The organism is Streptomyces sp. NPDC000348 (genome assembly GCF_042898795.1).
Classification (GTDB): Bacteria; Actinomycetota; Actinomycetes; order Streptomycetales; family Streptomycetaceae; genus Streptomyces.
In genome coordinates, this window is record NZ_JBIAZD010000003.1 from 36,851 (window position 1) to 56,586 (window position 19,736).

At 74.3% G+C, this 19,736-nt stretch carries 20 protein-coding genes; 3 read left to right on the forward strand and 17 right to left on the reverse strand.

The window, feature by feature from the left end:
* Positions 1–74 precede the first annotated feature (74 nt).
* A complete protein-coding gene (locus tag ACFY3N_RS07005; protein WP_390815601.1) occupies positions 75–956 on the forward strand; it encodes a F510_1955 family glycosylhydrolase in 882 nt (293 codons plus the stop codon).
* Between the two features lie 15 nt (positions 957–971).
* Here the strand turns inward: ACFY3N_RS07005 and ACFY3N_RS07010 are convergent, their stop codons facing one another.
* From ACFY3N_RS07010 to ACFY3N_RS07055, 10 genes are all read right to left on the reverse strand, one after another.
* Complete coding sequence (locus ACFY3N_RS07010) at positions 972–1,856, reverse strand: hypothetical protein (RefSeq protein ID WP_390815602.1); 885 nt, start codon at positions 1,854–1,856, stop codon at positions 972–974.
* Positions 1,857–2,053: 197 nt separating this feature from the next.
* Entirely contained in the window at positions 2,054–2,485 is a 432-nt protein-coding gene (locus ACFY3N_RS07015) for a hypothetical protein (RefSeq protein WP_390815603.1), read from the reverse strand.
* A 249-nt stretch (positions 2,486–2,734) separates the two neighbouring features.
* Positions 2,735–4,228 carry an ABC transporter permease gene (locus ACFY3N_RS07020; protein WP_390815604.1) on the reverse strand — a complete coding sequence of 498 codons (1,494 nt, stop codon included), beginning with the start codon at positions 4,226–4,228 and terminating at the stop codon, positions 2,735–2,737.
* A complete protein-coding gene (locus ACFY3N_RS07025) occupies positions 4,225–4,902 on the reverse strand; it encodes an ATP-binding cassette domain-containing protein (RefSeq protein WP_390815605.1) in 678 nt (225 codons plus the stop codon). The genes ACFY3N_RS07020 and ACFY3N_RS07025 overlap by 4 nt, the downstream gene beginning before the upstream one ends.
* Positions 4,903–4,939: 37 nt before the next feature.
* Positions 4,940–5,518: a hypothetical protein gene (locus ACFY3N_RS07030; protein WP_390815606.1), complete on the reverse strand. Its 579-nt coding sequence runs from the start codon at positions 5,516–5,518 to the stop codon at positions 4,940–4,942.
* A 17-nt stretch (positions 5,519–5,535) separates the two neighbouring features.
* Positions 5,536–6,450, reverse strand: a complete 915-nt coding sequence (htpX, locus tag ACFY3N_RS07035) for a zinc metalloprotease HtpX (RefSeq protein WP_390815607.1) — start codon at positions 6,448–6,450, stop codon at positions 5,536–5,538.
* A 7-nt stretch (positions 6,451–6,457) separates the two neighbouring features.
* Complete coding sequence (locus ACFY3N_RS07040) at positions 6,458–6,736, reverse strand: hypothetical protein (RefSeq protein WP_390815608.1); 279 nt, start codon at positions 6,734–6,736, stop codon at positions 6,458–6,460.
* Positions 6,733–7,509: a PspA/IM30 family protein gene (locus ACFY3N_RS07045; RefSeq protein ID WP_390815609.1), complete on the reverse strand. Its 777-nt coding sequence runs from the start codon at positions 7,507–7,509 to the stop codon at positions 6,733–6,735. Before ACFY3N_RS07045 ends, ACFY3N_RS07040 begins: the two co-directional genes overlap by 4 nt.
* A gap of 535 nt (positions 7,510–8,044) precedes the next feature.
* Complete coding sequence (locus ACFY3N_RS07050; protein ID WP_390815610.1) at positions 8,045–8,299, reverse strand: DUF2933 domain-containing protein; 255 nt, start codon at positions 8,297–8,299, stop codon at positions 8,045–8,047.
* 54 nt (positions 8,300–8,353) lie between these two features.
* On the reverse strand, positions 8,354–8,626 hold the full coding sequence (locus ACFY3N_RS07055) for an SHOCT domain-containing protein (RefSeq protein ID WP_390815611.1): 273 nt from the start codon (positions 8,624–8,626) through the stop codon (positions 8,354–8,356).
* A gap of 197 nt (positions 8,627–8,823) precedes the next feature.
* Between ACFY3N_RS07055 and ACFY3N_RS07060 the strand changes: the two genes are divergently transcribed.
* Together ACFY3N_RS07060 and ACFY3N_RS07065 are read left to right on the forward strand one after the other, a co-directional pair.
* Entirely contained in the window at positions 8,824–11,619 is a 2,796-nt protein-coding gene (locus ACFY3N_RS07060) for a heavy metal translocating P-type ATPase (protein ID WP_390815612.1), read from the forward strand.
* Positions 11,616–11,948 (forward strand): metal-sensitive transcriptional regulator, encoded by a 333-nt coding sequence (locus ACFY3N_RS07065; protein ID WP_390815613.1) that lies wholly within the window; start codon positions 11,616–11,618, stop codon positions 11,946–11,948. The genes ACFY3N_RS07060 and ACFY3N_RS07065 overlap by 4 nt, the downstream gene beginning before the upstream one ends.
* 238 nt (positions 11,949–12,186) lie before the next feature.
* On the opposite strand, the gene ACFY3N_RS07070 is transcribed toward ACFY3N_RS07065, so the two are convergent.
* The 7 genes from ACFY3N_RS07070 to ACFY3N_RS07100 all read right to left on the reverse strand — a co-directional run bounded on the left by ACFY3N_RS07070 (position 12,187) and on the right by ACFY3N_RS07100 (position 19,689).
* Complete coding sequence (locus tag ACFY3N_RS07070) at positions 12,187–12,882, reverse strand: ester cyclase (RefSeq protein ID WP_390815614.1); 696 nt, start codon at positions 12,880–12,882, stop codon at positions 12,187–12,189.
* A 147-nt stretch (positions 12,883–13,029) separates the two neighbouring features.
* The gene (locus ACFY3N_RS07075; protein WP_390815615.1) at positions 13,030–13,323 is read right to left on the reverse strand and encodes a 2TM domain-containing protein; all 294 of its coding nucleotides are present in this window, start codon (positions 13,321–13,323) and stop codon (positions 13,030–13,032) included.
* Between the two features lie 180 nt (positions 13,324–13,503).
* Entirely contained in the window at positions 13,504–15,249 is a 1,746-nt protein-coding gene (locus ACFY3N_RS07080) for a copper resistance protein CopC (RefSeq protein ID WP_390816046.1), read from the reverse strand.
* Between the two features lie 145 nt (positions 15,250–15,394).
* Positions 15,395–16,168 (reverse strand): SDR family NAD(P)-dependent oxidoreductase, encoded by a 774-nt coding sequence (locus tag ACFY3N_RS07085; protein WP_390815616.1) that lies wholly within the window; start codon positions 16,166–16,168, stop codon positions 15,395–15,397.
* A complete protein-coding gene (locus ACFY3N_RS07090) occupies positions 16,165–16,644 on the reverse strand; it encodes a cupin domain-containing protein (RefSeq protein ID WP_390815617.1) in 480 nt (159 codons plus the stop codon). The genes ACFY3N_RS07085 and ACFY3N_RS07090 overlap by 4 nt, the downstream gene beginning before the upstream one ends.
* Positions 16,641–17,249, reverse strand: coding sequence for a GNAT family N-acetyltransferase (locus ACFY3N_RS07095; RefSeq protein ID WP_390815618.1), 609 nt, complete (start codon positions 17,247–17,249; stop codon positions 16,641–16,643). Before ACFY3N_RS07095 ends, ACFY3N_RS07090 begins: the two co-directional genes overlap by 4 nt.
* Entirely contained in the window at positions 17,242–19,689 is a 2,448-nt protein-coding gene (locus tag ACFY3N_RS07100) for a penicillin acylase family protein (protein ID WP_390815619.1), read from the reverse strand. The genes ACFY3N_RS07095 and ACFY3N_RS07100 overlap by 8 nt, the downstream gene beginning before the upstream one ends.
* Positions 19,690–19,736: the final 47 nt, after the last annotated feature.

Genomic DNA, 19,736 nt, shown 5'->3' on the forward strand with positions numbered 1-19,736 from the left:
GCGGACGCGTCGTGCGCCGGTCCCCGAGTCCTGCTCGCCGCTTCCTCCTCGCGCCTCACCGAGAGATCCCCAGCATGAAGATTCGTTCCCGCGCGGCCGCCGCCCTCACCGGGGCCGTCCTCACGGCCGGCCTGGCCGCGTGTTCCCCCGGCTCCGACGGCTCGTCCGGCACAACCTCGGCCGACGGCTCCGGCAGCCTCGCCGTCAGTCACGTCCACGGCCTGGGCATCGACCCGGCCGACGAGCGCCTGTACGTCGCCACCCACGAAGGCGTGATCGCCGTGGCCGACGACGGCACCGCCGAGCGGGTCGGTGACACGGCCGACTACATGGGCTTCACCGTCATCGGCCCGAAGACCTTCCTCGGCAGCGGCCACCCGGCCGAGGGCGGCGGCGGCCACGGCAACCGCGGCCTGATCCGGTCCACCGACTCGGGCAGGACCTGGAAGACCCTCTCCCTGGGCGGCACGACCGACTTCCACTCCCTGGAGTACGCGCACGACACCGTCTACGGCTACGACAGCACCCGCGGCGTCCTGCGCGTCAGCACCGACCGCACCACCTGGGACAACCGTGCCGAACTGGCTGCCCTGGACATCGCGGTCAGCCCGGAGGACCGCGACGTCGTGCTGGCGACCGGGGAGGACGGCGTCGCCAGGAGCACCGACGGCGGCCGGACCTTCGGCGCCGGCTCCGGTCGGGTCCTGGCCTTCCTCTCCTGGCCCACCGCCGAAGCCCTGTACGGCGTCGACCTCGGCGGCGGTCTGCACCGCAGCGCCGACGGCGGCGCCACCTGGGAGAAGACGGGCACCGCTCCGGGCGGGCAGCCCCAGGCCCTGACCGCCGTCGGGGCACGGCACGTCCTGGTCGCCACACAGGACGGGGTGTACGAGTCCCGCGACGGCGGCGGCACGTTCACCGAGCGCCTGCCCGTGTCCCCCGCCGGAGGGCACTGAGGACGCCGCGCACCGTCAGTGGCCGTGCCCGGCTTCGCCGTGTCCCTCGGCGGCTTCCTGGGAGGTGGGCGCGGTCGCCGTCGGTTCCCGAGTCGGCTGAGGACTGGGCGTCGTTGCGCCGGACGTTCCCTCAGTGGAGCCGGATTCGTGCTGATGTCCCTCCGTCCCGCCCGTTTCCGGCTCCGCTTCCGCCGCGGGCTCTTCGCCATGGCTGTGGCCGTGCCCGTCGCCGCCCGGCTGTGCGGCCATCTCCTGGGCGATGCCCTGCAGACCGACGAAGGCGACGGCGGCCGTCACCGCCACCAGGACCCCGGCCGGACCGAGGATGTTGCGCCAGCGGGTGGGCTGGTGGCGCAGCACGTAGGCGATGAAGGAGAGTGCCAGGCCGAAGGGGATGAGCATCGCCGCCCGTTCGGGAAAGTCCTCGAAGTGCTGCAGACCGCCGCTGAGCATGCCGATGCCGAACGACAGCGCGAGGGAGGCCACCACCACGCCACAGACCTTCGCGGGGCCGGGGCGGTTGCGGGTGAGGACGAACTCGTTGAGCACGGTGGCGCAGAGGAAGACAGCGGCGCCTACGACGGCGATGAGGGTGTAGCGGGTGGGATCGAGCGGGTGGTGCACGATGGCGCCGCTGATCAGCCCGGCTCCGACGAAGGTCGCGGCATACCCCAGATAGTCGCCGAGCAGCGGAGTGCGCTTGGGGGCCCGGCGACGCCCGCGCCGACCGCCGGTCCTGTTCGCGGGCTCGTGTTCCGCGCGGCGCGGCGCGGGTGCGGTGTTGTCTCGGTCGACCGAGTGCGAGCCGTTCTGCGCGGCCTGGCGGGAGGGGTACGTGGGGCGGGTCGCGTAGGGCGGTGCCGACAGCGAGCGTGGGTCGGCGAGGTGGTGCTGGGACATGGGAACAGTGACACCCTTCGACACGGGCCGGCTGCAGCGCGATACGCCGTACGTCCGTACGGCGCAGAGGGCGCCGGGTGGCGGCCCGGAGAACACGGACGGGGGGAGAGCGGTCGGGCAGGCCCCTCGGCGGGGCGGCGGACCGGAACTGTGAACCGCTCCGAGGCAGTGTGGTGCCGTCGGTGCGGGTCCTCCCTCTAAATCCGCAGGACTCCCAGCGCGTGGGGTGAGGTGTACGCGCGGAAGCCGAGCAGCCCGGCGGCGGGCGGCGCCGCGTGCGTGGCGGCCGTGGTCCCGGCCGCGAGCTGAGCCGTCGGTACCGACCACGACCCGGCGGGTACGGAAGCCCAGCAGTCGGCCTCGGGCAAGGAGTCCGAGTCCACGGTGGCAGGGGCAGTCGTGCGGTGCGGGGCTTCGCCGGGCGTGTCCGGCTCGTGTCCGTGAGTCCGGGCGCGGGATGCCGGGTCCGCCGGGCCGAGGTCGAGATGCCGGGCGGTCGTGTGTCCGGTGACACCGTCATGGGCGTCGGCATGCGCCAGGGTGTGGACGACACCGAGGCCGATGAGGAGCAGGCCGAGCAGCAGCAGGCGCGCCAGGAGACTCCCGGCCGCCCTCGGTCCACTCGTCACGTCGCCCCTCGTCCGCACCCCTGGGCGGAGTGCTCGTCCTCGTGCCGGCGGCATCAGCGTACCCAGGCGAGGGCGCGGCGCGTGGCGGCCGGGGGCGTGCGAGGGCAAGGGCGTCGACGGCGCCGCTGGTGCCGGAGCCGGACATGGCGGCCTTGGTCGCCATGTCACCCGGAAGTACCTCGGCGACACCGCCGACCGCCTCGCCGGCTCGTCCGGGGGACGACGCGAAGCCGCCCTGGGCGCGGGATGTCATCGGGGGGCGGTGGCGGTGCGGCGGAACAGGACGGCCGCTGCGGTGATGAGGGCGGCCAGCCAGGCGAGGGTGATCAGCAGGGGGCCGGTTTCGTCGAAGGCGGGGGTGAGGGCGGCGTCGATCAGGACCCGGTCGGCGCCGTAGCCGGGCAGGACGCGGGCCCAGTCGGGCGGGGCGGGGCGGAGCATCGGGCTCTGTTCGATGCCGAGGTCGATGAAGGGCAGCAGAAAGGCGACGAGTACGCCGCCGACCCGGCCGAAGAGCGGGCCGAGCAGGACGCCGATGAGGGCGTAGGTGAGCGCGATCAGCACGCTTGCGGCGATGTACGGACCCCATTGGCGGGCGTCGAAGACGGTGGCGGTGACGACGAGGGACGCGGCGGTCGCCAGCAGCGCGCCGAGGGCGACGACGACCAGGCGGGAGACGAGCAGCGTCAGGGGGTGGAAGCCTGCGAGGGTCAGGCGCCGGTCGCCGGAGCGGGCGTCCAGGACGGTGAACAACCCGGCCAGCGTGGCCAGGGAGGCGATGGCGATCGGGGCCATGACGCCGCCGTGGACGTCGGGCAGCCACACTTCCTGGGAGAGGGCGCGGCCGCTTTCGCGCACGGTCAGGGTGGTGGACTCCTCGGGGGTGGTGGCCACCGCGAGGAGCACGAAGACGACGGGTACGGCGATGAGCAGCGCCCACAGCACCCGGTTGCGGGCGGCCTCCCGCAGCCCCGTCCGCACCCCGGCGGAGAGCTGTTCCGCCGCTGATCCGGGCCGGGTGCGGTGGCGGGACCGGGCGGTGCGGCCGGTGGCGGTGATCACCGTCCAGCTGATCACCACGGCCATTGCGGCCCAGGCCAGGGCCCAGCCGAGATCCCCGACGCGTCCGCTGTGCCGGGAGGGCAGGTCCACCATCCACAAGGTCACGAAATGCGTCGGCAGCGCCCTGGTCACTGGAGTGTCGGCCGTGCGCAGCACGGGTCCGAAGAACACGTCGAGGATCCACACGAACAGCACCAGCACGGTGCCGTTGACCGGGCTGCCGACCAGGGTGCCGACCAGCGCCCCGATCGCCAGGTAGATCACCGCGTACATCAGCGTTCCGGCCAGGACCCGCCCCGGATCGTCACCGATACCGGTCCGCGCCGTCAGAGCCAGCAGGGCCGCCGCTGTGGCGATCAGCGCCAGGCCCAGGCCGGTGGTCATACGGGCTGCCACCAGCCGTGCGGGGGCGAGCCCGGCCAGGACCAGGCGGCGGTCCGCGGCACGGGCGGCGTGCACCTGGAAGTACATGGCGATCGCGGCGATGAACCCCGCGGCCCATCCGGCCGTGGCGGTCTGCAGTGCCGGTCCGCCGGGGCCGCCGAGCAGTTCGGCCGCGTCCGCCAGCGGACGGGCGGCCACCACGACGAACACCACCGGTACCAGGACGAGCACCAGCAGGTTCACCGGGGTGCGGGCGGCCTCGGCCAGGAAGCGCCGTTCGAACAGCGTGGTCGTCATCGGGGCACCGCCCGTCCGTCCCGCAGCCGGATGATGCGGTCGAAGCGTTCTTCGTCGGTCACGAAGTGACTGATGATCAGCACCGAGCGTCCCGCCCGGCGGCGTCCGCCGACCAACTCCCAGAATCTCAGGTAGGTGTCGAAGTCGAACCCGGCGTACGGCTCGTCCAGCAGCAACACCTCCGGGTCGGCCAGCAGTGCCAGTCCCAGGTTCAGCTTGGAGAGGGTGCCGCCGGACAGGCGGTCGGTGCGCGTGGCGGCATACCGCTCGAACCCCAACGCCTCATAGAGCTCCCGGCGGGCGCGGCGCTCGGCCTGGTCGGTCAGACCGTAGGCGCGGCCGAAGAGCTCGAAGTGTTCGTCGCAGGTGAGGCGTTCGTAGACCACCGGCTCCTGCGGGCAGTAGCCCAGCCGTCCGCTGCGGGTGACCGTGCCGGCGTCGGCGGACAGTGCCCCGACCAGGATCTTCATCAGGGTGCTTTTGCCGGACCCGTTCTCCCCGACCAGACCGACCACCTCGCCGGGGGCGAGCGCCAGGTCAACCCCTTGCAGCACCCGCACCCGCCGCCGGGCGGGCCACACACCGCGCCGGTAGGACTTCTCTATCCCGGCCGCCGCCAGCACCGCCCGCTCTCCGGGCGGCTCGTCGTCACGACGGGAGTCGGCTCCTTTCATGTGCCACCTCCACGGGCCGGATGATGCCGCCGCCCCTTCACAGGCCGGGGGCGCCCCACAGCGGGAACCAGCGGCCCAGGTCCCGCTCGACCCGCAGGTCGTCCTTGATCACTGCCCTGACCTGCAGTTCCAGCGGGTTGTCGCGTTTCTCGCCGGGCAGCGGGGCGAAGGGGTAGAAGGTGCCGCGCTTGTAGAGGTAGACCAGCGCCAGGGGGCGCGGCCCGGCGTCCCGGAAGGAGACCAGCGAGCAGAGGAGCTGGGGGCCGAAGCCGCTGTCCTGCAGCGCGGTGTTCACCGCGTGCAGATCGCCCACCAGCGCCGGCAGGGCGTCGGGAGCGCGGCGGGAGAGCAGCCACGAGTACCCGTAGTCGTCACGGCTGAACTCCACCGGCACCCCCGCCCGCTCGGAGTCCGCGTCCAGCAGCGCCCGTACCTCCTGCCGGACCTGCGCGAAGGCCCCGCCCTCGATGGAGGCGAAGCACACCGAGCCCGCACCGGTCGGGGTGAAGCCGACGGCCGCCTGGAGCGTGATCGCCGCGGAGGGCAGACCGAAGAGCTGGTCCAGGTCGGGCTTGACCGGCTTGGACCGGCCGAGCAGGGAATCCAGGAAACCCACGGGTTCTCAGCTCCTTCTCAAGGCGTCCGGCCGCCCGGTCCGCCCAGCTCGGCGGAGATCTCCGCGAGGGCCGCCAGGCGGCGTTCCAGGCTGGGGTGGGTGGAGAACAGGTTGGCCACCGCCGTTCCGGGGCCGAGGGCGGGGGTGAAGAAGAACGCGTTGAACGCCTGGGCGGTGCGCAGGTCCTGGGTGGGGATACGGGCGATGTCCCCGCTGACCTTGGTGAGGGCCGAGGCCAGGGCGGAGGGCTTCGCCGTCAGCATGGCCGCGGCGCGGTCGGCGGCCAGCTCGCGGTAGCGCGAGAGCGCGCGGATGAGCAGGAAGCTCAGCGCGTAGACGAGGGCGGAGACCGCCATGACCGCGAGGAACGCGACGGCGGTGTTCTGGTCGCGCTGGCGTCCGCCCAGCAGCTGGGAGTAGAAGGCGAAGCGGACGACGAGTCCCGCGAGCACGCCCAGGAACGAGGCGATGGTGATCACCGCCACGTCGCGGTGCGCGACATGGGAGAGCTCGTGGGCGAGGACGCCCTCGAGCTCCTCGGCCGTCAGGCGGCGCTGCAGTCCGGTGGTGACGCAGACGACGGCGTGGTCGGCGTTGCGGCCGGTGGCGAACGCGTTCGGCAGGTCCATCCCGGAGACGGCCACCCGGGGTTTGGGCATGTCCGCGCTGGCACACAGCCGGTCGACGACGCCGTGCAGCCGGGGTTCCTCCTCCGCCGTGACGATGCGGCCGTGCATCGCGTAGAGGGCGATCCGGTCCGCGTACCAGTACTGCGCGGCCAGCAGCCCGGCGGCGATCACGACCACCAGGACGACGGACTCGAGCAGCACGATCAGCGCGGCGACGAACGCCACGTACACCAGCCCGAGCAGGAACATCGTGACCGCCATGCGGGCGGTCAGCTGCCGATCGGGCTCGAAGCGGCTGCGCATCGCGTCCTCACCCCGGGATCAGACCCTCGTCGGACAACAGCTGCCGGACCTGCGCGAGGCTGGTGCCCTCATCGGGCAGCACCAGGTCGGACGGCGTGATCTCCTCGTCCGGCAGCGGCGTGCCCAGGCTGCGCACCGCGTCCAGCAGGGCCGACAGCGCGGTGGTGAACGTCGCCCCGTCGCCCGCGTCGGCGGCCGACTGCAGCGCGGAGTCCAGCTCGTTGAGCCGGTCCAGGTGCTCGTCGGCGATCTCGTACTGACCCTCGCCGAGAATCCGCATGATCATGACGTCGCCTCCCTGTCCGATCCGCCCTTCGGGGCGGCGGGACCCTCCACCGCCGCCGGCGCGGAAGCGGCGGGCAGCCGTGCCTTCATCCGGGCCAGCTCGATCTCCACGTCCTGACCCGCGCTCATGCGCTCGAGTTCGGCCTGGATGTCGTCACGCCCGGCCGGCAGCGTGGCGTCCTCCAGCGTCCCGGAAGCGATCAGCTCGTCCAGCGCACCCGCGCGCGCCTGCATCTGCTCGGTCTTGTCCTGGGCCCGCTGCATGGCCAGGCCGACATCGCCCAGTTCCTCGCCGATGCCGGTGACGGCCTCGGTGATCCGGGTCTGGGCCTCGGCCGCGGTGTAGGTGGCCTTGATCGTCTCCTTGCGGGTGCGGAACGAGTCGACCTTCGCCTGCAGGCGCTGGGCGGCCAGGGTCAGCTTCTCCTCCTGCGCCTGCAACGACGTCTGCTGCTCCTCGAGGTCGGTGATCTGGGAGGCCACGGCCGTACGGCGGGTGAGCGCCTCGCGGGCCAGGTCCTCACGGCCGGCCGCGAGCGCCTGCTGCGCCTGGTCCTGCAGCTTGCCCGTGGACTGCCGCAACTGGTTCACCTGCAGCTCGACGCGCTTGCGGCTGGTCGCCACGTCGGCCACGCCGCGCCGTACCCTCTGCAGCATCTCCAGCTGCTGCTCGTAGGAGTAGTCCAGGACCTCACGCGGGTCCTCGGCCCGGTCCAGCGCCTTGTCGGCCTTGATCCGGAACAAGGCGGCGATGCGGTGAGTGATGCTGGTCATGACGACCGCCTTCCTCTCGCCTCTCGGACTTCGGGGGATGCGGGGGAGACCGGCCGGGCCGTCCGCGGGCACGTGCGCGAGACGCCTGCCGCCGCGGATCACCGCCCCGGCCTCGGTTCTTCCATTGTCCGGGCACACTGCCGTCCCGGCAGCTCCGCTCGCCCGGGCCGGTCACGGCGTCCTCCCGGCCGCAGCCGTGCCCTGAGCCGTGCGGGTGTCACGCGGAGTGTCGGCGAAGGCGTGGACGAGGGCTGCGGCGACGCAGCCGGCACCCCACAGGCCCCAGGCACCGTCGCGGATCACGGGCCCGCAGGACCGCGGGAATCCCCGGCACGGTGGTGAAGGCGCGGGCCCACCGGCCGCCGTTCCGCTTCCTCCGGTGCGGCGCGCCGTCCGCGCGGGCGGGCCGGCGGTGGACGGCGGGGCCCGTCGGGGGCGGCCGGGCGGGCGATGCCGTAGACGATGCCCGCCAGGATCAGCGCCCCGACCGGTGATGCGGTGACGGCGGCCATGGCACTCACCCCGGCCCGGGCGGTCAGGGCCGCCCGGTTCCGGTGTGGTGGTCGTGCTTGCGCAGCGGGTCCTCGTCCCGGCCGTCGCGATGCCGGTCCTGGCCGTCGTGCATGCCCTGGCCGTGCATGCCCTTCATCATGAAGAACATCATCAGCGGGCAGGCGGCGACGAGCGCGAGCCACACCAGGCTCTCCAGGGACGCGCCGACGATCAGGGCGCCGACGACGACGATCGCTGCGGCGAGCGCGTACATGCCGTAGTTGCGTTTGTCGTTCATTACGAGCCTCCTTCAGCGGAGGACCGAGGCCGCGACCGGGGGGCGGCCGGGTGTTCAGGGTGTGGCGGGAGGACCGGCGTGCAGCGTGTCCAGGCGGCGCCGGTACTCCTCCTCGTCGATCTCCCCGCGGGCGAACCGCTCGCCGAGGATCTGCTGCGGTGTGGCCGCGGCGGAGGGGTGAGGGGTGTGGGCGTGTTCGTGAGACCGGCCGGCGGCACGGAGGACCAGCACGAAGGCCGTGACGACCAGTGCCCAGAACGCGACCATGCCGATCGTCATCCCGAACCAGCCCCACCCGCTCATATCGTCGGCATACCAGAACGTCATCGCCACTCACCTGCTTATCGGCGACCGGGTGCCGGACGGCCTCCCGGCGGACTTGATGCCTTCACCTCCATCATCGCTCTGCCCGGTGGGGCGGTCCGGGGCCGGACGGTCCGGGACGGAGAGCCGTTCAGCCCCTACTCGGCAGGGGTACCCGGGCGCAGGCTGGAGGGTGACCCGTCAGGGGAGGCGAGAAGCCCATGGGTGCCGTCGATGTCGTCGTGATCCTGGCGTCGGCCGTACTGGTCGCCGCGCTCGGCCGGTACTTCTTCGGGCCGCGCCGGGCCGGTGCCGCCCGGCTGGAGGGCGGGGTGCAGCGGGTGGAGGTGACGGTGCGGGGCGGCTACAGCCCCGACGTGATCAAGGTCCGCCAGGGCACGCCGGTGGAACTGGTCTTCGACCGGCAGGAGGCCGGCGAGTGCACTTCCCGGGTGGTCTTCCCCGACCTCGAGGTCGGCGCGGGGCTGCCCGCCCACACCCGCACCACCGTGCGGCTGCATCCGGAGCGGGCGGGCTCCTTCGGCTTCGCCTGCGGCATGAACATGATCCACGGCACACTGCTGGTCGAACCCGCGGAAGGGTCCGCACCGCCCTCCCCGGACGGTCACGGTGCCACTGCCGCCGCTGCTCCCGCCGTCGGCGGGCCGCCGACGGCGGGTGGGGAACGGACGGCGGCCGAGGCCGAGGCCGCGGACGCCGCCGAGCGGCGGGCGGAGATCGGGGACCTCACCCGAAGGGTGCTGACCGGCGCGGTGTTCACCGCCCCGGTGCTCTTCGCGGTGATGGCGCACGAACTCTTCGGCGCGGACTGGGTGCCCGGGTGGATGCTGAACCACTGGCTGCAACTCGCCCTGATCACCCCGGTGATGTTCTACACCGGGTGGCCGATCCATGCGACGGGCTGGCTGACCCTGCGCCACCGGGCCGCCGACATGAACTCCCTGATCACCCTCGGCACGTCCGCCGCCTACGGCTACAGCCTGCTGGTCACCCTCGCCCCCGGCCTGCTGCCAGAGGACCTGCGGGAGGTGTATTTCGAGGCTGTCGGAGTGATCCTGACCCTGATCCTGCTGGGACGGCTGCTGGAGGCCCGGGCGAAGGCCGGAACCGGCGAGGCCATCCGCGCCCTGCTGGGTCTGCAGGCCCGAACCGCCCGCGTGGTGCGCGACGGCACCGAGCGCGAGATCCCCGTCGAGGAGGTGGTGGTCGGGGACGAGCTCGTCATCCGGCCCGGGGAGAAGATCCCCGTCGACGCCGAGGTGCTCTCCGGTTCCTCCGCGGTGGACGAGTCGATGGTCACCGGCGAGCCGATGCCGGTGACGAAGCGCGCCGGGGACCCGGTCATCGGGGCCACTGTCAACGGCACCGGGTCCCTGCGGGTGCGGGCGGCCAAGGTCGGCGCGGACACGATGCTGGCCCAGATCGTCCGCCTGGTGCAGCGGGCCCAGGCGTCGAAGGCCCCCATCCAGCGGCTCGCCGACGCCGTGTCGGCGTACTTCGTCCCGGCGGTCATCGCCGTCGCGATCGGCACCTTCGCCGTCTGGTTCACCCTCGGCCCGTCCCCCGCGCCGACTCTGGCGCTGGTCTCCGCGGTGGCGGTGCTGATCATCGCCTGCCCGTGCGCGCTCGGACTGGCCACTCCGCTGTCGGTGATGGTCGGCACCGGCAAGGGGGCCCGGGCCGGCATCCTGATCCGCTCCGCCGAGGCCCTGGAGACCGCGCACAAGCTGGACACCGTGGTGCTGGACAAGACCGGCACCGTCACCGCGGGCAAGCCGGTCCTGACCGACGTCCACCCCGTCGGCGGATTCGACGAGACGCTGCTGCTGCGGCTGGTCGCGGGGGCCGAGGCCGACAGCGAGCACCCGCTCGCGCGGGCGATCGTCACCGGCGTGCGCGAGCGCGGTCTGGACGTGCCCGCGGCGAGCGGCTTCGACTCGGTGACCGGCAAGGGTGTCCAGGCCACCGTCGACGGACACGCCGCCCTGGTCGGCACCGCCCGGCTGCTGGGCGACGTCGGCATCGACACCACCGCCCTGACCCCTGTCGCGGCCGGCCTGTCCGCCGAGGGCAGGACCCCCGTCCTCGCGGCGGTCGACCAACGGCCCGCCGGTGTGCTGGCCGTCGCCGACACCGTCAAGGACGACTCCGCCGCCGCCATCGCCGCCCTGCGGCGCCTCGGTGTCGACGTCGTGATGCTCACCGGCGACAACGCCCGCACCGCCGCGGCGATCGCCGCCCAGGTGGGCATCGGCCGGGTGCTGGCCGAGGTGCTGCCCGAGCACAAGGCCGACGAGATCCGCCGCCTGCAAGGCGAGGGCCGCACCGTGGGCATGGTCGGCGACGGCATCAACGACGCCCCCGCCCTGGCCGCCGCCGACGTCGGTCTGGCCATCGGCACCGGCACCGACGTGGCCATCGAGGCGGCCGACATCACCCTGATCTCCGGCTCGCTCGGCGGAGTCGTCACGGCGATCCGGCTGTCGCGGGCGACCATGCGCAACATCCGGCAGAACCTGTTCTTCGCCCTGGTCTACAACGCCGTCGGCGTCCCGCTCGCCGCGGGTGCCCTGTACCCGCTGTGGGGCCTGCGCCTCAGCCCGGTCATCGCCGCCGCGGCCATGGCGCTCAGCTCGCTGTCGGTCGTCACCAACGCCTCCCGGCTGCGCCACTGGCACACCCCGCCGCTGCCGAGGACCCGGCCCGCGGGCGTCCGGCCCCGGGTCGAGTCCGCCGCCGACCGCGCCCCGGCCGAAAGCACGGCCGCCACGGCCGACCACGGGCACCACCACCTCGCCTCCAGGGGCGACGGCATGATCACGGATCCCGTGTGCGGCATGCAGGTGGACAGAGCGACCGCCGCCGAACACCGGCGAACCGATCACGGCACCTACTCCTTCTGCTCCGCCCACTGCGCCGCCACGTTCGACGGCGCCCCGGACCGCTACACGGCCCCCGCACCCGGCGGAACGCGCGAGGGAGGCGCACCCCGATGACCACCACGCCGGCCGTTCCCCGCCATGCGCACGACCAGCACACCGAGGCACTCGGTCGTACCGGCCACAAGGCCGACCACCTGGTCCGGCTGAACAAGATCGAAGGCCAGATACGCGGTATCTCCCGCATGGTCGACGACGACCGCTCCTGCATCGACGTCCTCACCCAGATCAGCGCCGCCACCCACGCCCTGCAGGAAGTCGCCCTCGGACTCCTCGACGACCACGTACGCGGCTGCGTCACCGACGCCGCCCGCACCCGTCACGCCGACGCCGAGGAGAAGTTCGAGGAACTCACCGGAGCCCTGCGCCGCACACTGCGCCTGTGAGCCGCACCCGCCGCCGTGGCCCCTCCGTCCCGGGCGTGACCGGAGCCCGCCGCCGCCGAACGAGCCGGTGCCCCACTTCGACCCGGATGCGAACCAGCGGGTGGGCATGGTTCCCGCCTGGCCGGCGCGCGCTGCGCACGAGCCGGAAGAGCCCTGCCGGATCCGGACCGGTGAGCGAAGCACGCTTCCCGGCCGGGCACACGCGGCACCCGCCGCCGACGAAGCCCCGGTGGGTGACTCAGGCCTCGATGGCGCCCAGTTGCCGCAGCAGGCCGAGGTCGTCGGTGTTCCACCAGCTCTCCGCGATCCTGCTGCCCCGGCAGCGGAACATCGCGTGGCCGGTGGCCGAGAACTCCCGCCCGGTGGCTTCCATGCCCAGGAACTCCCCCGTGTGACGGCCCTTGAAGGAGAACCGCGCGCTCACCATGTCTCCCTCCGCGATCAGGTCCTCGATCGTGACCACCGGTTCGAGTGCCGCGTGGAGCTTCCGGTTCGCCGCCTTGGACTCCTCGCGCCCGATGACACCCTCCGGCAGGGTGGGGTCGTGCTCCTGGTAGTCGGGCGTGCAGAGCGTGTCCTCCGCGTCGAAGTTCCTCTTGTTGGCCACTTCCTCGAAGAAGGTGCGGACCACGGTCTTGTTCAGCTGCTCGTCCCGGAGGACGTCGAGGTCCGTGAACGTGGGCTCCTGGTCGCAGGCCGCCACCATCTCCCGGAAGATCCGGTCCGTCTCCGGCAGCCGTGAGTTCTCCATCGCCTCCTCGTACGAGGGGAACTCCACGATCTCCACCACGTGCGTGGAGTCGGTGCGGTCCCGGCCGACGATCGAATGGGTGGCCGTCCGTTTGCCCTGCGCCGCTTCGACCCAGTTGTCCATCAGCCTGTTCAACTCGTCGATCCTGCTGGTCCTGCAGTCGATGACCTGGACGAACGTCATGGCGCCTCCCGCAGAGTCGGTGCGCTGGAAACACCCTCAGAATATGCACGGTTCGCACGGTTTGTCCTGACGGGTGATCACTTCCCCGCGCACCGGGGCCTCCCGGGTTCCCGCCCCCGCCGGAGGGGCCCCGGCCGGCCCGCGCCCTCAGCGCATGCCGCGCAGCTCCCGGTCGATGTCCTCCTCGGTGATGGGCCGCCGGAAGTAGGCCTGCCACGCGTCGAGGAGGAGGAACACGCCCCACCCGCCGAGGACCCAGCCCGGCCAGAAGTACCCCGCACCCGTCAGCGCCCACACCACGATCAGGAACGCGTTGATCACGACATAGGCCACGAGGTCGGCGCGGAGTTTGCGCTTCTTCTCCAGCCGTTTGTGGGCCCACTCACGCTCCGGCGTCGTCCGTGGCGAGCGCGTGTCGTCCGGGCCCAGGGGACCCACCATGACCGCCACCTCCTCGGTCCGCGGAGGGCTGCCGCCCCTCCTTCCCATGGTCCCCCGGACCGGCCGGGCATGCCGTTCGAGGAGGAATCCGCCGCCGGCCGTCGTGCCCCGGCCGCGCCGCAGAAGCCGCGGGCGGCGTACGGCCCGGGGGAACCGCCCGGCGCAGGGCGCGACCGGAGGTCAGCCCGTGATCCATACCCGGCGCGTCTCGCTCACCTGGTCCACCTCGGAGACCCGGATCGTCAGTTTCATCGTCCAGGTGCCCTCGAGGGGGAGGGTGAGGTCGTTGGTGGCCCAGTAGCCGCCCCGGTCGGTCAGCCCGGCGTCGACGGGGCCGATGTCCTTCGCCGCGAGGGTGAGGGAGACGCGGAGTTCCGGTACGAAGGCCAGGCCGCCGTCGGCACCGAAGACCACCGCCTGGAGGCCGTTCTCGCCCACCCGGCCCGGGTCCAGCGTGAGCTGCACCGTGCCCCGGCCGCCGGGGGTGCCCACGTCGTAGGGGATCGTGAACGCCGACGCGCCGGGCAGGCCGGCCACCTGCGGCTCGGGCGCCTCGGCCGCCTCTGCCTCCGCGCGGGCGGGGAGGGTGCCGGTCAGCACCGTGGTGACCAGCAGGACGACCACGGCCACCACGGCTTCGGCCAGTACGGAGCGGCGCAGGGCGCGGCGGCGGGGGTCGTCCGGGTCGTCCGCCGGCGGGGTCGCCGGCCCCGGCTCGGGAGGGGGTCCGGGTGCGCCCACCGGTTCCGGTACGCGCTCCCCGGCCACCGCCGGGCGCGCCAACAGGGCCGTCCAGCGGCGGGACAGGGCCGCCGCGAGCAGCAGGAAGCCCGTCGCGGCGAGTTTGACCGTCAGGGTCCGGCCGTACGACGTCTCCGTGAGGGCGGACCAGGAGCCGAGGCCGCGCCAGGACTGGTAGACGCCGGTGACGACGAGGACGGTCACCGAGGCGAGGGCCAGGCGGGAGAAGCGCCTGACCGTGCCGGCCGGCGGCGGGGTCTTCGCGCGGTGGAGGGTGAGGAGCAGGGCCGTCAGGCCGCCGAGCCAGCACGCCGTCGCCAGCAGGTGGAGCACGGACGAGGTCAGGGCGAGGGGGACCTGGACACCGGCGGCGGCGTGTTCGGCCGCCGCCCAGGTCAGCGCCAGGGCGAGGGAGAGCGCCGCGCCGGCCGCCAGTCGGGTCCGGGGGGAGCGGCGCCGGGTGAGCGGTACGAGGAGCGCCGCCGCCGACAGCAGGGCGAGGCGGGTCAGCAGGGCGAGGCCCGGGCGGCCGGTGAGGGCGCCGGTGAACGCCGGGAGGTCGAGGGCGGTCGCGGGGGAGGTGCCGTTCTCGTAGGGGGCGCGCAGGACGAGCAGGGCGGCCGTGGCGGCCAGCAGGGTCCACCAGCCGGTGAGCAGCGGCAGCCGCAGCGGTGCGGGGTCCGGCGGCCGGCACAGCGCCGCGAACGCCGCCGTGCCGATGAGCAGCGCGGCGGCGATGTACGCGAGGTAGCGGCCGGTGTCGTAGAGGCTCTTGGTGACCGGGTGCTCGGCGTGGTCCGCCGGCGCCGCCGGTGCGGTGGGCGAGGGCTTGCCGACGGAGAAGGTGAAGGCGCCGGAGACCGGATGGCTGTCGGCGGAGACGACCCGCCAGGCCACCGTGTACGTGCCGTCGGCGAGGCCGCCGGGCAGGTCCGCGCGGACGGTGTCCGAGGCGCCGTCCGCGTGCCGCGGCTCGCCCGGGCGGATCCGGCGGTTGTCGGGGCCGTAGACGCGGAAGGAGTCCTCGAGCAGGCCGACGGACTCCGTGAAGGTCAGGGTGAGGTGGCGGGGCGCGGACCCGACGACGCTTCCGTCCCCGGGGTCGGTGCCGCGGAGGGCGGCGTGGGCGCTCGCCGGGGCCGCGCCGCCGAGGAGGAGCAGGACCAGCACGGCGCCCAGCAGCACCGGTCCCCGGAGTCGCCGGGGGCTGCGGCCGCCCGGGGTTCCGTCCCGTCCGCCGCCCGCCGCCCCGCTCCCGCGTCGCTGCACGTCGTCCCCGCCTCCCGTCCGTCCGGCCACGGGGTGTGTACGGACGGGCGGCCCTCCGCGTTCACCAGGTGGGCCGGGCCGAGACGCCTCCGTCCACCAGCAGGTCGTGGCCCGTCACCCAGGACGCGAGCCGGGAGGCGAGGAACACGCAGGCGTCGCCGACGTCCTCCGGGCGGCCGAGCCGGCCCACGGCGGACGCCCGCCGCCAGCGGCGTACGCCCTCCGGCCAGGCGTCGGCCAGGCCCTCCCGTTCGATCAGGCCGGGCGAGACCGTGTTGACGCGCACGCCCCACGGTCCGTACTCCTGGGCCGCCGAGCGGGCGTGCATCACCACCGCCGCCTTGGAGGCGCAGTAGTGGGCGTGGGCCGGGGCGGGGCTGTGGGCCTCGACCGAGGCGATGTGGGTGACGGTGCCGCCGCCGTCCTGGTCCCGCATGAGCTCCGCCGCCGCCTGGGTGCAGGCGAAGACGCTGGTGAGGTTGGTGTCCACGACCGCCCGCCACTCGGCCGCCGGCATCCCGGCGAGTTCCCGCACCGGCTGGATCCCGGCGTTGTTGACGAGCGCGGTCAGCCGGCCGCCGCCCCACTCGGCCGCCTCGGCCACCACGCGGCGGCAGGCGTCCTCGTCGGTGAGGTCGGCCCGCAGGACGACGGCCGCGCCGCCCGACCCCCGGATGCGGTCGGCGGTCTCCCGCGCGGACGCCACCGCCGTACGGCAGTGCAGCGCGACGGCCGCGCCCTCCTCGGCGAACCGCCGCGCGATGCCCCGGCCGATGCCGCCGCCCGCGCCCGTGACCAGGGCGACCTGGCCGTCGAGCAGACCCCTTCGGCTCATGGACGGCAGAGTTCCACGATGAGCGCCGCCCGCCCGGGGTGACGCGCCACCAGTTCCGCCGCATCACCGTGCTCGTAGCCCCCGGGGGTGAAGCCGGGCGCCATCGTGCAGCCGAACAGCGTCCAGGCGCCGCCGGCCGCCACCCGCGCGCCCATCCAGGTGCCGGCCGGCACGGTGAGCTGGACGTGCTGGCCGCCGAGGACGTCCGGGCCGAGCACGGGGGTGCGGGAGGTGCCGTCGGGGGCGAGGAGGAGCAGGTGGAGCGGGTCGCCGAGGTAGAAGTGCCAGACCTCGTCGGCGGGCAGCCGGTGCAGGGCGGAGAAGTCGCCGGGGGCGTCGGTGAGCAGCGCGACGATGGCGGTGCCCTCGGGACGGCCGTCGGGGCGTGCGGGACCGGCCCAGGTCTGCCGGAACCGGCCGCCCTCACGGGGGAGGGGCTCCAGTCCGTAGTGGGCGACGAGGTCGTCGGGGGTCACCTGCCGAAGGCTACCTCGCGGGTGAGGAAGGCGAGCTGCGCCTTCTTCTCGGGCAGGTACACGTCCGGGAGGTCGATCTCCGGCAGGACGACCTCGGGGCCGGCGGTGAAGCCCTCCCGGAGGAAGCGGGCGACGGCCTTCTCGTTGGCCACGTCCGGGTCCACCACCACGCGCCGCCGGCCGAGGCCCAGCAGGACGTACGCGGTGACGGCACCCATCAGGGCGGCGGTCCAGCCGGGGCGCGGGCTCCCGGTGCCAGCGGGGGCGAGCAGCAGGTGGATGCCGATGTCGCCGGGTTCGACGGGGTAGCACTCGGCGACCCGGTCGGCCTCCGGTTCGTACGTCTGGAGCAGCGCGGCGGGTTCGCCGTCCTTGAGGACGAGGTACGCGTGGTGGGTGTCGAGGGTGTCCAGGTGGGCGTAGATCCCGGCGACCTGCCCGGCGGTGAGGCCGTTCATGCCCCAGAAGACGGCGCGTTCCCCGCTCACCCAGCGGTGCAGGAGGGGCGCGTCGGCGGCCGGGTCCAGCGGCACGATCCGTACGGCGCCGAAGCCGTCGACGGCCTGCTCGTGGACGGCGGTGCGGGAGGCGTACGGCTCAGACATCGGTCTCCTTCGTCAGCTGTGCCCAGTCGGTGAGGACCGGGGCCAGGTCTCCGGCGAGCCACAGGGGCCGCTGGTCGTGGTGGTGGGGTGAGCCGGGGACGCCGGACGCGCCCAGCGGCACCACCCAGCGGCTGTTCTCCCGGTCGGCCAGGTCCCAGACGTAGCGGGCGGCCGGGCCGCGTGCCGCGAGGTCGGTGAGGCCGGGCACGGGGGAGGTGCACAGCACGCAGTCGTGGTCGCCGGAGAGGCCGGGTTCGTCGTACGGCGGCGTCGGCGGCAGCGCCCGCCAGGGGGCCAGGCGGTGGGTGTCGCCCCAGGTGCCGGCGGGCGGCCGGGCGGCCACCTCCTCCAGGGCCGCGCGGACCACCGCCGGGCGGTCGACGCCGAACAGTTCCTCCGCGGAGAGGAGGTGTTCGAGGGCGTGGCCGACGCGCGGGACGAGGGCGAGCCAGGGGCGGAAGACCTCTGGGTACGGGGGTGGCGTGGCCGCCGCGGCGAAGGCGGGCTGCGCGGCGAGCCGGCGCACGACCGCGCTCCGCACCGCCGCGAAGACGGCGGCGTCGGCGCTGTCCGCGTCCATCCGGCGGTCCCAGCGCAGGAGGCGGTCGCGCAGGGCGGCGGCGGGGGCGGTGAGGGCCGGGGCGTCCGGGGCGGTGGCGGGGCCGCCCGTCGCCGCCGGGCCGTCGAGGGCGGCGAGGAGGTCCAGCAGGGGGGCGGCGGAGGCGAGGTGGGTGTCCATGTGGATGGCCGGCATGTCGGCGGCGGACCAGCGGGCCTGCCGGCCCAGCAGTGCGGTGATGCGGTCGGCGCGGTGCGGCGGGGCGAACTCGACGCCCAGCGGGGTCGCCGGGCCGCGCTGGTTCGCCATCACGGCGATGCCGTCGGTCAGTCCGGCGCGCGGCGGCTCGTGCCAGCCCCGCCACTCGTGGCCGGGCTCCCACGCCGGCACCAGGCGGGTCCGGTTGGCCCCGGAGCGGACCGGGACCCGGCCGGCCACCCGGTGCAGGGTGCCGCCCTCGGTGTCGGCGGCCATGACCACGTTGACCGGCTCGGCCCACAGGTCGACGGCGCGGTCCACGTCGGCGGTCCGGCGGGCCCGCAGCAGCGGCAGCAGGGCGCCGAAGCCGAGGTCGCCGGTGACGCGGGGCGGGTACCGCAGGGCGACGGCCAGCGGGGGTTCGCCGGGCTCGGGCACGCCGTCGTCGAGGCCCTCGGGGCCGCCGATGACGACGGGGCCCCGGTCGGTCTCGACGACCTCGACCTCGACCGGCTCCTCGCCCGCCACCTCGACGGTCTCGGTGTGCCGGGCCGCACGGTGCCACGTCCCGTCCGGGCCGAGCGCCTCCACGCCCGCGCCGGTGCGCCGCAGCCGCTCGCGGTAGAGGTCCTGGTAGTCGGCCATGGCGTTGGTGATGGCCCAGGCGACCGTGCCGGTGTGGCCGAAGTGGGCGATGCCGGGGACGCCGGGCACGGCGAGGCCGACGACGTCGAACTCCGGGCAGGACAGGCGGATCTGCTGGTAGACGCCGGGGTCCTCGATGAAGCGGTGCGGGTCCCCGGCGATGACCGCGTGCCCGGTGACCGTGCGGTCCCCGGCGACCAGCCAGCCGTTGCTGCCCGCGGTGCCGGGACCGTCGGAGGCGAACAGGCCGACGGCGTCCGCGCCGAGGTGGGCGGCGATGTGCGTGCGCCAGAGCTTGGCGGGGAAGCCGGCGAACAGGATGTGGGTGGAGAGCCAGACCGCGAGCGGGGTCCAGGGCTCCCAGCGGCCGGGCCGGAGGCCCACGCGGGCGAACTCGGGGGCGCCCCCGGACACCGGCCCCCCGCCGCCGGCCCGCCCGGCCGGGACCCCGGCGGGACCGCCGGCCGGTGCGTCGGCCCGGGGTCCGGAGCCGGTGGCCGGCCTCCGCGGACCCGCGTCCCCCGTGGGCGCGGAGCCGGTCCAGGACACCGGACCCGCGCTGCCCGCCGGGCCGCCGCCCTCCCCGGCCGGGACCCCGGCGGGCCGGTCCGCCGGACCGGCCGGGACCCCGGCGGGGCCGCCGGCCGGTGCGTCGGCCCGGGGTCCGGAGCCGGTGGCCGACGGGGCGGGGTCCGTGCCCCCGGCGGAGGCCAGGCCCTCGTTCACGCCGGAGACGTACGCGCGGACCCACTCCGCCGTTTCCGGGTCCGTCCGTTGCAGTTCGGTCCAGCAGCGGCGGGCCGTGTCGGCCAGGCGGACGCGGCGGGCGAAACGGTCCCAGGGGAGCGCCTCGGGGCCGAGGAACGAGGCCGAGGTGCCCTGCGCGCGGTGCCGTTCGACCTCGAGCTGCCAGGCCCGGTCGAGGGCGGTGACCCGGCCCTGGGCGTACGCGAGCCCGTTCGCGCTCTCCGCGCGCAGATGGGGGATGCCCCAGGGATCCCGGAAGATCTCACCGCCCACTGTGCCCTCATTTCCCATTAGGTTAGGCTCCCCTAAGTAAAACGTGGTGAAATCGTACGCGAAGG